This window comes from Streptomyces sp. HUAS 15-9, from assembly GCF_025642155.1.
Taxonomy (GTDB): Bacteria; Actinomycetota; Actinomycetes; order Streptomycetales; family Streptomycetaceae; genus Streptomyces.
Genome location: NZ_CP106798.1, coordinates 7332861 through 7345323, shown reverse-complemented (window position 1 = coordinate 7345323; position 12463 = coordinate 7332861). Strand labels below are relative to the sequence as shown.

General features: G+C 71.9%; 15 protein-coding genes and 2 pseudogenes. 5 read left to right on the top strand and 12 right to left on the bottom strand.

The window, feature by feature from the left end; translation table 11 throughout:
• Positions 1–55 precede the first annotated feature (55 nt).
• Together N8I87_RS33550 and N8I87_RS33545 are read right to left on the bottom strand one after the other, a co-directional pair.
• Positions 56–1147 carry a hypothetical protein gene (locus tag N8I87_RS33550; RefSeq protein ID WP_263214412.1) on the bottom strand — a complete coding sequence of 364 codons (1092 nt, stop codon included), beginning with the start codon at positions 1145–1147 and terminating at the stop codon, positions 56–58.
• Positions 1148–1268: 121 nt separating this feature from the next.
• A complete protein-coding gene (locus N8I87_RS33545; protein ID WP_263214410.1) occupies positions 1269–2072 on the bottom strand; it encodes an RNA polymerase sigma factor SigF in 804 nt (267 codons plus the stop codon).
• Between the two features lie 253 nt (positions 2073–2325).
• On the opposite strand from N8I87_RS33545, the gene N8I87_RS33540 reads away from it, so the two are divergent.
• Both N8I87_RS33540 and N8I87_RS33535 read left to right on the top strand, forming a co-directional pair.
• On the top strand, positions 2326–2706 hold the full coding sequence (locus N8I87_RS33540) for a DUF2795 domain-containing protein (protein WP_263214407.1): 381 nt from the start codon (positions 2326–2328) through the stop codon (positions 2704–2706).
• Between the two features lie 22 nt (positions 2707–2728).
• Positions 2729–3265 (top strand): type 1 glutamine amidotransferase domain-containing protein, encoded by a 537-nt coding sequence (locus N8I87_RS33535; RefSeq protein ID WP_263214405.1) that lies wholly within the window; start codon positions 2729–2731, stop codon positions 3263–3265.
• Between the two features lie 50 nt (positions 3266–3315).
• Here N8I87_RS33535 and N8I87_RS33530 read toward each other — a convergent pair whose 3' ends face one another.
• Genes N8I87_RS33530 through N8I87_RS33520 form a run of 3 tightly spaced genes read right to left on the bottom strand, consistent with a single transcriptional unit; the run spans position 3316 to position 6000 of the window.
• Positions 3316–3615 (bottom strand): DUF6158 family protein, encoded by a 300-nt coding sequence (locus N8I87_RS33530; protein WP_263214402.1) that lies wholly within the window; start codon positions 3613–3615, stop codon positions 3316–3318.
• A gap of 22 nt (positions 3616–3637) precedes the next feature.
• Positions 3638–5257, bottom strand: coding sequence for an ABC-F family ATP-binding cassette domain-containing protein (locus N8I87_RS33525; RefSeq protein ID WP_263214400.1), 1620 nt, complete (start codon positions 5255–5257; stop codon positions 3638–3640).
• 41 nt (positions 5258–5298) lie between these two features.
• A complete protein-coding gene (locus N8I87_RS33520) occupies positions 5299–6000 on the bottom strand; it encodes a histidine phosphatase family protein (RefSeq protein WP_263214397.1) in 702 nt (233 codons plus the stop codon).
• A 69-nt stretch (positions 6001–6069) separates the two neighbouring features.
• On the opposite strand from N8I87_RS33520, the pseudogene N8I87_RS33515 reads away from it, so the two are divergent.
• The 3 genes and pseudogenes from N8I87_RS33515 (at position 6070) to N8I87_RS33505 (ending at position 8697) form a co-directional block, all read left to right on the top strand.
• Positions 6070–7573, top strand: a pseudogene (locus N8I87_RS33515) (bifunctional phosphatase PAP2/diacylglycerol kinase family protein).
• Positions 7574–7662: 89 nt separating this feature from the next.
• Positions 7663–8484 carry a class I SAM-dependent methyltransferase gene (locus N8I87_RS33510; RefSeq protein WP_263214395.1) on the top strand — a complete coding sequence of 274 codons (822 nt, stop codon included), beginning with the start codon at positions 7663–7665 and terminating at the stop codon, positions 8482–8484.
• Positions 8485–8526: 42 nt separating this feature from the next.
• Positions 8527–8697 (top strand): hydrophobic protein, encoded by a 171-nt coding sequence (locus N8I87_RS33505; protein ID WP_263214393.1) that lies wholly within the window; start codon positions 8527–8529, stop codon positions 8695–8697.
• 19 nt (positions 8698–8716) lie between these two features.
• On the opposite strand, the gene N8I87_RS33500 is transcribed toward N8I87_RS33505, so the two are convergent.
• From N8I87_RS33500 to N8I87_RS33470, 7 genes and pseudogenes are all read right to left on the bottom strand, one after another.
• A complete protein-coding gene (locus tag N8I87_RS33500; protein WP_263214391.1) occupies positions 8717–9001 on the bottom strand; it encodes a gas vesicle protein K in 285 nt (94 codons plus the stop codon).
• On the bottom strand, positions 8998–9189 hold the full coding sequence (locus N8I87_RS33495) for a gas vesicle protein (protein WP_263214389.1): 192 nt from the start codon (positions 9187–9189) through the stop codon (positions 8998–9000). Before N8I87_RS33495 ends, N8I87_RS33500 begins: the two co-directional genes overlap by 4 nt.
• Positions 9186–9959 (bottom strand): GvpL/GvpF family gas vesicle protein, encoded by a 774-nt coding sequence (locus tag N8I87_RS33490; protein WP_263216782.1) that lies wholly within the window; start codon positions 9957–9959, stop codon positions 9186–9188. Before N8I87_RS33490 ends, N8I87_RS33495 begins: the two co-directional genes overlap by 4 nt.
• A gap of 161 nt (positions 9960–10120) precedes the next feature.
• Positions 10121–10438, bottom strand: a pseudogene (locus N8I87_RS33485) (gas vesicle protein); the annotation flags it as partial.
• Complete coding sequence (locus N8I87_RS33480; RefSeq protein ID WP_263214385.1) at positions 10435–11574, bottom strand: SRPBCC family protein; 1140 nt, start codon at positions 11572–11574, stop codon at positions 10435–10437. The pseudogene N8I87_RS33485 and the gene N8I87_RS33480, both read right to left, overlap by 4 nt.
• Positions 11571–12203, bottom strand: a complete 633-nt coding sequence (locus N8I87_RS33475; RefSeq protein ID WP_263214382.1) for a DNA primase — start codon at positions 12201–12203, stop codon at positions 11571–11573. Before N8I87_RS33475 ends, N8I87_RS33480 begins: the two co-directional genes overlap by 4 nt.
• A complete protein-coding gene (locus N8I87_RS33470; RefSeq protein ID WP_263214380.1) occupies positions 12200–12463 on the bottom strand; it encodes a gas vesicle protein GvpG in 264 nt (87 codons plus the stop codon). Before N8I87_RS33470 ends, N8I87_RS33475 begins: the two co-directional genes overlap by 4 nt.

Here is a 12463-nt window from a genome sequence, read left to right as displayed (position 1 = left end):
CCCTGTGCCGTCCGTACGGTCCGTGCTCTGCCGTCGGCCGCTGCCTCGGCCGGTGTCAGCCGTCCCCGGCCCGCTCCCGGTCCCCTACCAGTCGGTGCACGGCCGCACCGAGCGCGCCCGCGATCAGCAGTCCGCCGACGACCAGCACCGGAACGGACCCGTTGAAGGCGCCGCCCTCCCCAGCGTCCACACCCTGCTGGATGACGGCCGGGCCGCAGGTGGAGTCGCCCCGGGACTCGGAGCACGTACGCCCGCCGTCGCTACAGGATGCACCCCCGGACTGCCCGGACTCCCCGCACTGCCGCCCGTCCCCGGAGGGCTCCCAGCCGTCCCCGGAGGATTCCCGGCCGTCACCCGACGACTCATGGCCGTCACCCGACGACTCATGGCCGTCACCCGACGTCTCCCGGCCATCGCCCGACGTCTCCCGGCCATCGCCCGACGTCTCCCGGCCATCGCCCGACGTCTCCCGGCCATCGCCCGATGTCTTCCGGCCGTCCGTGGAAGTCTCCCGGCCGTCCCCCGCGGGCTGGGACTGCCCGCACTCCCGCCCCTGGTCGTCCCCGCACGCCTGCGACGCACCGCAGGCCTTCGCGTCGTCGCACGGCACGGTGTCGTCGATGCCCGCACCGGAATCGGCACCCTTGACCGTGCCCGGGCCTACGACGGTGCCGTCGGCATCGGCATCGGCGGCGACATCGGTGTCGACGTCGGCGCGGGGCATCGAGACCTCCGCGCTCCAGGCCTGCCCCCGCGCACCGGCCGCGCCGGGACACGTACCGTCGACCGCCGTCCCCGCGGCGTCCTGCCCTGCCGCGTCCGCATCGCTCTGGCCGTCCTCGCCAGAGGCAATCCGAGCGGTACCCCGATACGCGGTCCCGGCGGTCCCAGCCGTACGGCCGTCCGTGGCGGTGACCCGGCGCAGCCGCACCGTTCCCCCCTCGAAGGCGGGCGAGGAGGCGTCGATCGTCTCCGGGGCGGTTCCCTCGACCGCATCGCAGGTGACGGCGACGGTGACGCTGTCACCGGGGCGGACGCTGCCCGGGCTGACCTCCGCGGCGGGGTCGGCCCGGGCGGTCGGTATCGCGATGCCGAGGGCGGCCGCGGCCAGGGCGGCCACGGGCAGGGCACGAGCGGTGCGTCGCATGGGACGGGCTCCTCAGACGGACGGCTGCGGGGGCACCTAGGTCGTACCTCCCGCAGCCATCACAGCCCGCCGGGCCGCGCCTCGCGCGCGGCCGGACCCCATTCGCGGGAACCCGACCGGCCTATCGGGTGACGTCCACGTCCCGCATCACCTGGTCGCGCAGTCGCTCGCAGCACCGGCTGATCAGCCGGGACACGTGCATCTGCGAGATGCCCAGCTGCTCGGCGATCCTGCCCTGTGTCATGTCCCCGAAGAACCGCATGTAGAGGATGACCCGCTCGCGCTCGGGCAGGGCGGCCAGCCGGGGCTTGACGGCCTCCCGGTCCACGACCGTGTCGATGGCGGGGTCGGCCGAACCGAGGGCGTCGGCCAGCGAGTACCCGTCCCCGCTGCCGGGCAGCTCCGCGTCAAGGGACAGCGCGGTGAAGCTGTCCAGCGCCTCGAGTCCGACCCGGACGTCGTCCTCGCTCAGGTCGGTGTACTCGGCGATCTCGGCGACGGCGGGCCGCGGCCCCGCGCCGGTCTGCGAGAGGTCCCGGCAGGCGAAGCGGACCCGATTGCGCAGGTCCTGGACCCGGCGCGGCACGTGCAGGGTCCACATGTGGTCGCGGAAGTGCCGCTTGATCTCACCGGTGACCGTGGGCACCGCGTAGCTCTCGAAGGCCTTGCCGCGCCCGGGGTCGAACCGGTCCACGGCCTTGACGAGACCGAGGGCGGCGACCTGGCGCAGGTCCTCGAAGCTCTCGCCGCGGCTGCGGAACCGTCCCGCGATCCGGTCGGCCATGGGCAGCCAGGCCTCGACGATCTCGTGGCGGAGCCGGTCGCGCCGGGGCCCCGCAGGGAGCACGGCGAGTTCGCGGAACGCCTGGGCGGTGTCGGGTGCGTCGTCGTGCGGGTGCTGCTTCGTGCTCGCTCGATTCGGCATGGTGCGTCGCAACTCCCCTGGACTGCTGGGTCGGACGGTCACCGTGGGAGCGCCTGGGCGGCCTCGGACGGACACACCCGTGGCGACTGGTTCGCCGCTCCCACGGACGTGCCTCCTGTCCGAAGCACTGACTGTGCGCCTGCCCGTGGCCTCCGGGGGCAAACACCCGCGTTCGTGTGGTGTCGGCGCCCGGTGTTCGGGTACGCGGAGCACACTCCCTGAACACGCACCCCCTGTACCCCTGGAGGGAGCCATGCAGCGAGGCAGCGCCCGGCTGAGCGCTCACCGGGACGACGAGATGAAGCACGAGCTCCAGGACCTGCTCAGGTCGGGGCACCCCACCCGCACCGAGGAGTGGCAGGACCCGGAGCCCCCCGCCGAGGACGACCCCGAGATCTGGCGCGGTCCGGTGGTGCCGGGCAAGAGCGAGCGGCCACCCCTTGCGACGGTACGGCTGGACCTGGCCCGGCATCTGGGGCGCGGCGACTTCCCCGCGGCACCGGGCGAGCTGGCCGGCGCCCTGCACCGGGGGCAGGCGCCCGACACGCTGATCCAGGCGGTCCGGCGGCTGCCGCGCGGGGCGCGCTACGCCAACGTCCAGCAACTGGCCGAGGCGCTGGCGAGCCGTACCTGAACCGGGAAGGAAAGCGACCGACATGCGCATCGCATTTCTCGTGGCGCCCGAGGGCGTCGAGCAGGTGGAGCTGACGGATCCCTGGAAGGCGGTCCTGGACGCGGGTCACGAGCCGGTGCTCGTGTCGACGCGGCGCGGTGAGATCCAGGCCTTCGACCACCTCGACCGGGCGGACCGGTTCCCCGTGGACGAGGTGGTCGCCGAGGCCTCGGCGGACTCGTTCGGCGCGCTGGTCCTGCCGGGCGGGGTGGCCAATCCGGACTTCCTGCGGATGGACGGCAAGGCGGTGGCGTTCGTGAAGGAGTTCTTCGACCTGGGACGTCCGGTCGCCGCGATCTGTCACGCCCCGTGGACCCTGGTGGAGGCCGATGTCGTGCGCGGGCGGACGCTGACCTCGTGGCCGAGTGTGCGCACGGACATCCGCAACGCGGGCGGCACCTGGGTGGACGAGCGGGTCAGGATCTGCGAGGAGGGGCCCAACACGCTGGTCACCAGCCGCAAGCCGGGTGATCTGGAGGCGTTCTGCGAGGCGTTCCTCGACGTGTTCGCCGCGGTCTGAGCCCCGCGCGAGAGCGCCTCGGACGCCTGCCTCAGATGCCCGAGAGCGCTTCAGACACCGGGAACCGCCGCTCCGCCGCAGCCGCGCTCGCGGGCTCCCTCACGGGTGCGGCCTGCGACGACCGGGCGGCGCGGATTGCGGCGCAGATACTCGCCCTCCAGTTGCGCCATGCGCTCGTTATGGGCGCGCAGTGCGTCGTTCGAGCCGTACAGCAGGGTGTCGTGGCGCGTACGGTGGATCGTCTCCAGCTCCTTCATGAGCTGCTGGTCGTCCAGACGGTCCGGGTCGACTCCGGTCATGATGGTGCCCCGCTCGTCGTGGTCGCTTTTCTGCCTCCACTGTACGAACATTCCGGCCCCCCGGCCTCCGTGGCTACCGGACGCGTTCCACCCGGCGCTCGTCCCACACCGGCTCGGGTGTCTCCCGTACCCGGCCGTCGCTGCCGAAGACCAGATAGCGGTCGAACGAGCGCGCGAACCAGCGGTCGTGGGTGACCGCCAGGACCGTCCCGTCGAAGGCCTCGAGACCCTCCTGGAGAGCCTCGGCGGACTCCAGGTCGAGGTTGTCGGTGGGCTCGTCGAGGAGCAGCGCGGTGACGCCCTGGAGTTCCAGCAGCAGGATCTGGAACCGGGCCTGCTGGCCGCCGGAGAGGCGGTCGAAGGGCTGCTCGGCCTGGCCGGTCAGCTCGTAGCGGCGCAGCCGGGACATGGCCGCGCCCCGGTCCTGGGAGTGCTCCTTCCAGAGGATGTCCAGGAGGGTGCGGCCCTCCAGTTCGGGGTGGGCGTGGGTCTGCGCGAAGTGGCCGGGTACGACCCGGGCGCCGAGCTTCCACTCCCCCGTGTGCGCCACCTCCTCGCCCGCGAGCAGGCGCAGGAAGTGCGACTTGCCGGAGCCGTTGGAGCCGAGGACGGCGACCCGCTCGCCGTAGAAGACCTCCAGGTCGAAGGGTTGCATCAGGCCGGTCAGCTCAAGTCCCTTGCAGGTGACGGCCCGTACGCCGGTGCGGCCGCCCTTCAGGCGCATGGTGATGTCCTGCTCGCGCGGCGGCTCGGGCGGCGGCCCGGCCTCCTCGAACTTGCGCAGCCGGGTCTGGGCGGCCTGGTAGCGGGAGGCCAGCTCATGGCTGATGGAAGCGGCCTGACGGAGGTTCAGCACGAGCTTCTTGAGCTGAGCGTGCTTCTCGTCCCAGCGCCTGCGCAACTCCTCGAAGCGGGCGAAGCGTTCGCGCCGCGCCTCGTGATAGGTGGCGAAGCCGCCGCCGTGCACCCAGGCGTCGGCGCCGGCCGGGCCGGGTTCGACGGAGACGATCTTCTCGGCGGCGCGGGAGAGGAGTTCGCGGTCGTGGGAGACGAAGAGGACCGTCTTGCGGGTCTCCTTCAGGCGCTCCTCCAGCCATCGCTTGCCGGGTACGTCGAGGTAGTTGTCGGGCTCGTCGAGCAGCAGCACCTCGTCGGTACCGCGGAACAGGGACTCCAGGACCAGCCGTTTCTGCTCACCGCCGGACAGGGTGCGCACCTGCCGCCACTGCGCCCGCTCGTAGGGCACGCCGAGCGCGGCCGTGGTGCACATGTCCCACAGCGTCTCGGCCTCGTAGCCGCGCACCTCGGCCCAGTCGGCGAGGGCCTGCGCGTACCGCAGCTGGGCGGCCTCGTCGTCGACGGTCATGATCGCGTGCTCGGCCTTGTCGACGGCCCGCGCGGCCTCCCGGACGCGGGGCGGTGCGACGGACACGAGAAGGTCGCGTACGGTCGTCTCGTCCCGTACGGACCCGACGAACTGCCGCATCACGCCCAGGCCGCCACTCACCGTGACCGTGCCCCCGTGCGGCTTCAGCTCGCCGGAGATCAGCCGGAGCAGGGTGGTCTTGCCCGCGCCGTTGGGGCCGACCAGGGCGACGGCGGCGCCTTCGCCCACCCGGAAGGACACATCGCCGAGCAGGGCCCTCCCGTCGGGGAGGTAGTACTCGAGGTGCGCGGCTTCCAGATGTCCCATGGGGACGCATTCTGCGGGGCGCCCCCCACCTGCGCAAACCGTTATCCGGCCGCGTCCCCTGGCCTGGGCCGGTGCGTCGCCGGGGCGCCCCGGCCCAGCGGCTGCGGCCGCCCCGTCGGGCCGCCCTCCCCCGCGGGCACCACGACCGCTCCCGCCCAGGACAGGGCCTTCCAGCCGTCGGACGGAGAGCCCTCCAGGACCACCACACCGGTGTTCTCCAGCGGGCGCTCCGCGGCGAAGGGGATGTCGACGTTGTCGGCGCGGGCGGCCGTCCACATCCGGATCGCCGCGCCGTGGCTGACCATGGCCACGGTCGAGGCGCCGCTCCGCGCGGCCTCGGCGATCACGGCGTCGTAGCGCCTCAGCGCCTCTTCGCCGCTCTCCCCGCCCGGCATCCGCAGCCCGGTGTCGCCGGCCGCCCACGCGAACACGATCTCCATGTAGAGCCGGCCGCGCTCCGAGTCACCGGGAAGCATCTCCAGATCCCCGGCGGACACCTCGCGGATGCCGTCCCGGACGAGCACGTGGTGCCGGCGGGCGGCCGCCAGCGGGGCGGCCGTCAGCTGCGTACGGATCAGGGTGGAGGCGTAGACGGCCTCGATGTCCTCGTCCGCGAGCGCCCGGGGCAGGGCGGCGGCCTGCCGCTCCCCGAGCGGGGTCAGACCGGGCCCGGGTACGGCGGTGTCCAGCAGGAAGTCGACGTTGGACGGGGTCTGGCCGTGGCGGACGAGGAGCAGGCGCATTCCGGGTTCCTCTCACTCGTTCGCACCGCCCGCGCACGGAAACGGCGACTTCAGGGTACCCGCCCCGGCATGAGCCCAGACGTCGATCTCACTGTCCCCAAGCCCGGCCGGCACGCCCTGCGCGACCGGCTGCTCGGCCTCGACTCCCGCCTCTTCCAGACAGCTGCGGAGCGGCACTGGCCGGGCGCCGAACGCGTGCTGCCACGGCTGAGCCGGAGCGCGAACCACGGGCTGCTGTGGTTCGCGACCGCGACGGCGATGTCGGCGGTCCGCACACCGCGCGCCCGCCGGGCGGCCGCCCGCGGGGTCGCCTCCCTGGGCCTGGCCTCCCTGGCCATCAACACCCTCGGCAAGCGTTCGGTGCGCCGCCCCCGGCCCGTCCTGGATCCGGTCCCGCTCGTGCGGCAGCTGAAGCGGCAGCCGATCACCACGTCCTTCCCGTCCGGGCACTCGGCGTCCGCGGCCGCCTTCGCGACCGGGGTGGCCCTGGAGTCCCCGGCCTGGGGCGCCGTGATCGCGCCGGTGGCGTTCTCGGTCGCCATGTCCCGCGTCTACACCGGCGTCCATTTCCCGAGCGACGTCCTCGCGGGAGCCGCTCTCGGCGCGGGCGCCGCGTTCGCCGTACGGGGCCTGGTGCCGACGCGCGCCCAGCTCACCCCGCCGGCCCGGCCGCGCTCGGACGCCCCGGCGCTGCCCGACGGCGACGGCCTGGTGGTCGTGGCCAACCGGGCCTCGGGCACCGCCGACCGGGCGCGCGCTGCGGGACGCGCTGCCGAAGGCGGAGGTCGTCGAGTGCGAACCGGAGGACATGAACGCCGAGTTGGAGAAGTCGGCGGCGCGCGCCCTGGCCCTCGGGGTGTGCGGTGGGGACGGCACGGTGAACGCGGCCGCCGCGGCCGCCCTGCGCCACGGCCTGCCGCTCGCGGTGCTGCCCGGCGGCACCCTCAACCACTTCGCCTACGACCTGGGTGTGGAGGACGTACGGGACCTGGGGCGGGCGGTCCGCCATGGCGAGGCCGTGCGGGTGGACGTGGGCCGGTTCGTCTCCGGGCACCAGGAGGGCATCTTCCTCAACACGCTCAGCCTGGGCGTCTATCCGGAGCTGGTGCGCGAGCGGGACAAGTGGTCGCACCGCATCGGCGGCTGGCCCGCCGGTGTGCTCGGCGCGCTGCGCGTGCTGCGCGCGGACCGGCATCCGCTGGAGGTCGAAGTCGGCGGCCGGAACAGGCCGTTGTGGCTGCTGTTCATCGGCAACTGCACCTACCACCGCGTGGGTCTCACGCCCGGACGGCGCGTGGATCTGGCGGACGGGCTGCTGGACGTGCGTGTGGTGCACGGCGGCCACTGGCCCGCGCTACGGCTGCTGGCGGCCGCCGCGGCGGGCCCGCTGACCAGCTCCTCGACCCACCGGGCGGTCAAGCTGCGACGGCTGCGCCTCGCCGGAGTCACACCCGGCACACCTCTCGCGTTCGACGGTGAAGTCACCGCGGTGGCGGGCGAGGTGACGGTGGAGAAGCTGCCCGTGGGGCTGACCGTGTACCGCCCGGTGCATCCGGGATGGTCCCTGATCTGACCTCTGCCGTCCACATAGCGAAACACAGGTCTCATCATTCGGCACGCGCGCTTACCGTGGTGCGTACTGCAGAACGAGAAGGGGTTGCCATGCCGAAGCCGCAGGAGACCGCCGTCTACACCCACGGGCACCACGAGTCGGTGCTGCGTTCGCACACCTGGCGGACCGCCGCCAACTCGGCGGCCCATCTGCTCGGTTCGCTCAAGCCCCATATGAAGATCCTGGACATCGGCTGCGGCCCCGGGACCATCACCGCCGACCTGGCGGCGCTGGTCCCCGACGGGCATGTCACCGGCGTCGACCACGCGCCGGGGATCCTCGACCGGGCCCGGGCCACGGCGGCCGGACGGGGCCTGGCGAACGTGGACTTCGCGGTCGCCGACGTACACGCCCTGGACTACCCCGACGACACGTTCTGCGTGGTCCACGCGCACCAGGTGCTGCAGCACGTCGGCGACCCGGTGCGGGCGCTGCGCGAGATGCGCCGGGTCACGAAGCCCGGCGGGTTCATCGCCGTACGAGACTCGGACTACGCGGCGATGACCTGGTACCCGCAGGTGCCTGGGCTGGACGACTGGCTGGACCTGTACCGCCGGGTCGCCCGCGCCAACGGCGGTGAGCCGGACGCCGGCCGACGCCTGAAGTCCTGGGCGCTGGCCGCCGGGCTGACGGACATCACGGCCACGTCCAGCACCTGGACGTACGCCACGCCACAGGAGCGCGCGTGGTGGAGCGGTCTGTGGGCGGACCGCACCGTCGCCTCCGCGTACGCGGACCGCGCGACCGAGGGCGGTCATGCGACCGCCGGGCAACTCCGGGCCATTTCGGAGGCCTGGCGGGAATGGGGAAGGCGGGAGGACGGCTGGTTCGCCGTACTCCACGGGGAAATTATCTGCCGCACGGAGGCCTGATTCCGGGCTTTGGGGACACCCGGAATGCAGGAGGTTGACAATATGGTTCCCATCCTGCTCGTACTGCTTTTGGCCCTCATTCTCTTCGGTGCCGGATTTGCAGTGAAGATGCTCTGGTGGATTGCCCTGGCTGTACTCGTGCTGTGGCTGCTGGGATTCCTGGTGCGCGGTATCAGCGCCACCGGAAGCAGGAGCCGCTGGTACCGGTGGTGAGCCCGCAGCGGCGGTGAGGTCACTGCCGCGGAAGCAGCGGCCCGAGTGGCCCGAGGTCCAGGTTGAGGTCCTCGGGCCGCAGTCCGTAGCGGTCGCGCAGTTCGGCCATGCGGTCCTCCAGGAGCATCAGGGTGAGCCCGATGCGCTCCTCCTGTTCCTCGGTCAGCTCGCCGGTGTCGAAGCGGCGCAGCGCCTGCCGCTCCATCAGCTGACGCAGCAACTCGACCAGGGTCAGCACGAGTTTGACGAGGTCGCGCTCGACCGTGTCGGGGTCGAGGTCCATCCGGTTCCTGCGTTCCGTCACGACGTCACCTCCGGCCACGGTGCGGGCACCTGGTCGCTCACCGAGCTGATCAGGGCGTTCAGGTCGATCCGGACGAGGTCCACGTCGGCGATGCGCAGGGTGATGTCCCCGGCGATGACCACGCCCCCGGCGAGCAGCCGGTCGAGCAGGTCCACCAGGGCGACCTCCCTGCGTTCGACGACGGTCACCGCTCCTCCTCCGACAGATCGCCGGTGAACGAGTACGCCGCCCAGGGTCCGGTGAGTTCCACCCGCATCCCGGGCGCTTCGTCCTTCGTACGGTCGACCAGTTCCACGAATTCCTCGGACCGGGAGCGCGGTACGAGATAGGCCCCGTTGAGCACGTTCTCTCCCCGGGCGGCGGAGAGCGCCGCGTTCTGCGGGGCGTGCAGCCGGGATTGCTCGGCGTGCCGGGAAAGCAGTGTGTGGAGCCGGTTGGCGAAGTCCTCGGCCGTCTGCCATCTGTCCTCGTGGGAGCGGGCATGCTGCCGGCGCTGCCGTAGATAGTCCCGGCCGCTGGCGGCCTGCCGCGCGGGGCGGGCGGCAGGCTCCTCCGCCGGCTCTGGCTCCAGAAACACCTTGACGCCCCACTCCACCCGGCCCTCTACCCGGTCGAGGGTGCGCCGGAAGTCGTCCTCGCGCTCCTCGATCATCACGCGTACGGCGCTGTCGTCCCGGAAGACGGTGGCGAGCCGGAGCGGCAGGGGCGTGGTGACGGTGGTGAGCGCGTCGACCACACCCTGATGGGCGCGGGCGGTCGCGCTCAGCCAGTCCAGGTCCTCCAGGTGGGCGCGGAGCGGCCGTTCGGCGAAGTCACCCTCCGGGACCGTGCTGACGACCGCGACCAGGCCGTGGTGTCTCAGCAGCCCCGGCGGGGTGCCCCCGACGCCCGTCAGCTGGGACTGCAGGGCCGCGTCGAACGGGCGGCAGACCGCGTAGACGTATCGCAGACCGGTCATCCCGCTCATGGGGCCTCCTTCCGGTCACGGTCCGGCTCCAGACGAGCACGGTCCGGCTCCTTCCGGTCACGGTCCGGCTCCAGACGAGCACGGTCCGGCTCCTTCCGGTCACGGTCCGGCTCCAGACGAGCACGGTCCGGCTCCTTCCGGTAGCGGTCCGGCTCCAGACGAGCACGGTCCGGCTCGAGCTCGGCCAGCCGTTCACGCAGCTCGGCGTTCTCCCTGGTGAGCTCGTCACGGCGGGCGCGAGTGGACAGGGCCGGGTCGCTCTCCCACCAGTCGATGCCCATCTCCTTCGCCTTGTCCACCGAGGCGACGATGAGCCGCAGTTTGATGGTGAGCAGTTCGATGTCGAGCAGGTTGATCCGGATGTCGCCGGCGATGACGATGCCCTTGTCGAGCACCCGCTCCAGGATGTCGGCCAGGTTGGCGCTGCTGCTCTGGCCGTACGGCTCCGGCAGCCTGCTGGACATCGTCATCGACGGCTCCTGCTCCCGGCATACTCGTCCTCGGGTTCCTGTTCGGACTCGGACTCGTACTCGTCCTCATTCTCGTCCTGGTACTCGTTCTCCGGCTCCTCCTCGTCGTACTCCTCCTCGGCTTCGTACTCCTCCGGCTCCTGTTCGTCCTCGCCCTCGTACTCCTCGGATTCGTCCTCGTTCTCCTCGGATTCGTCCTCGTTCTCGTCCTCCGCCTCCGGGCGCCGCTCCTCGTCGGACTGTTCCTCCTCCTCGGCGACGGCGTCCTCGTGGCTGAGGACCACCTCGCCGTCCTGGATCTCACCGCGCCAGCCGTCCTCGGCCTCGCCCTTGATGGTGATGAAGCGGGCGAAGTTCTTGAGGTCGAGCCGGGCCCGGCGGCCCTGGGCACGCCAGATGTTGCCGGTCTTCTCGAAGAACCCCTTGGGGTAGTACTCCATGACCAGCAGGACCCGGGTGAGGTTGTCCTCCAGCCGGTGGAAGGAGACCACGCCCTTCGTGCTGCCCTTGCCACCCTCCGACGACCACTGGATGCGGTAGTCGGGTATCTGCTCGGTGGTGTGGGCCTTCCAGCCGCGGTTGGACCACCAGACCTTCAGCTGCCAGTCCGAGTGCGTGTCGTCGGTGCGGCTCGCGCTCTTGACACCCTTCGCGAAGGTGCTGAAGTCCTGGTACTGGGTCCACTGGTCGTAGGCGGTGCGCAGCGGCACGCCGACATCGATGTACTCGATGATGACCGTGGGCTTCTGGCCCGCCCGGCCCTTGCGCTTGCCCTTGCCGCCGCCGAGGTTCTTCAGGGCGCCGACCACGTTGTCCTTGGCCTGCGAGGCGCCGAGCTCCAGCGCGGAGCGCAGGGGGCCCTTGCCCTCGGCGACCTTGCGTCCGGCGTCCAGGGCGAGCCGGGCGAAGCCGGGGCTCTTGCCCTCGGCGATGTCGTTGAGCTTGCCGGTGGTCTCGCCCAGCTTGCGGCCGACGCCGACCAGCATGCGCTGGGCCTGGGCGGCGAGGTACTCCTGCACCTCGGCCTTCAGCCGGTCGGCCGCCTCGCTCTCCGCCAGCCGGCCGAGCGCGTTGTCCTTGGCCTGCCCGACCGTGGACGACGTCGCGGACCGCGCGGATCCAAGGGTGTCCGTCATGACTCGTCGCCTCCCTTCGGAAGCCGGGTCCGGGCGCCACGTGCGGCGCTCCCACCCGTGGTCCTCTTCTTCTTGGCATCCGTGTCCTTCGCTCCTGCCCTCCTGGCGGGGGCCTTCTGGCCGGTCTTCCTCGCCGGTGCCTTCTTCGCCGTCCTGGCGGCGGAGGGGGCCTTCCTTGCGGGGGCCTTCCGCGCCGCCTCCTTCCCGGACGGCCCGGATCCGGCTTTGCGCTCATCAGGAGCTTCTTCGGTCTCCTCCTCGTCGGCGGCCTCCGGCTCCTCGTGCTCGTCCTCCTGCGGACCGAGCTTCCCGAGCCCGGAGAGCTGGTCGCGCACATCGGCGGTGCGCCCGTGGAGGCGGTCGGCCAGGGCCTCCATCTGCCGCTCGACCATGGCGCCGGAGGCCGCCTGGCCCACGCCGCGAAGGTCCTCGCGCAGTTGGTCCCCGATCTCCTTGAACTGCGGGTTGTCCCGCAGCTGCTGAGACGCCAGGTCCGCGAGCGCCCGTGGGCTGAGGTGCAGCCGTTTCCCTGCCGCCAGCGTGCCGAGCGCGAACGCCAGCTTCGCCTTCTTCGTCCGTCCGAGGACGTATCCGGCCCCTAGGGCGAGGCCCAGTCCTGTGCGGTTCATAGGTGTGTCCCCTTGTCAGTCCCTGCGTCACGGCGCAGGGCGATCTCCAGTCGGTCGAGGAGTTCGTCCTCGAGCAGGTCGAACTCGTCCTCATCGATCTCGCCCGCCTCCAGCCGCTGTTCGAGGGCGGCCAGTTCGGCCCGGACCGCGGCGGGGTCGTAATAGATCCGCTCCGCCTCCTCCAGGACCTGTCTGATCACCCATCCGGCACCACGCACGGGTGCCAGCGGCAGCAGCACCACCTCTCCGAACAGCCCCAT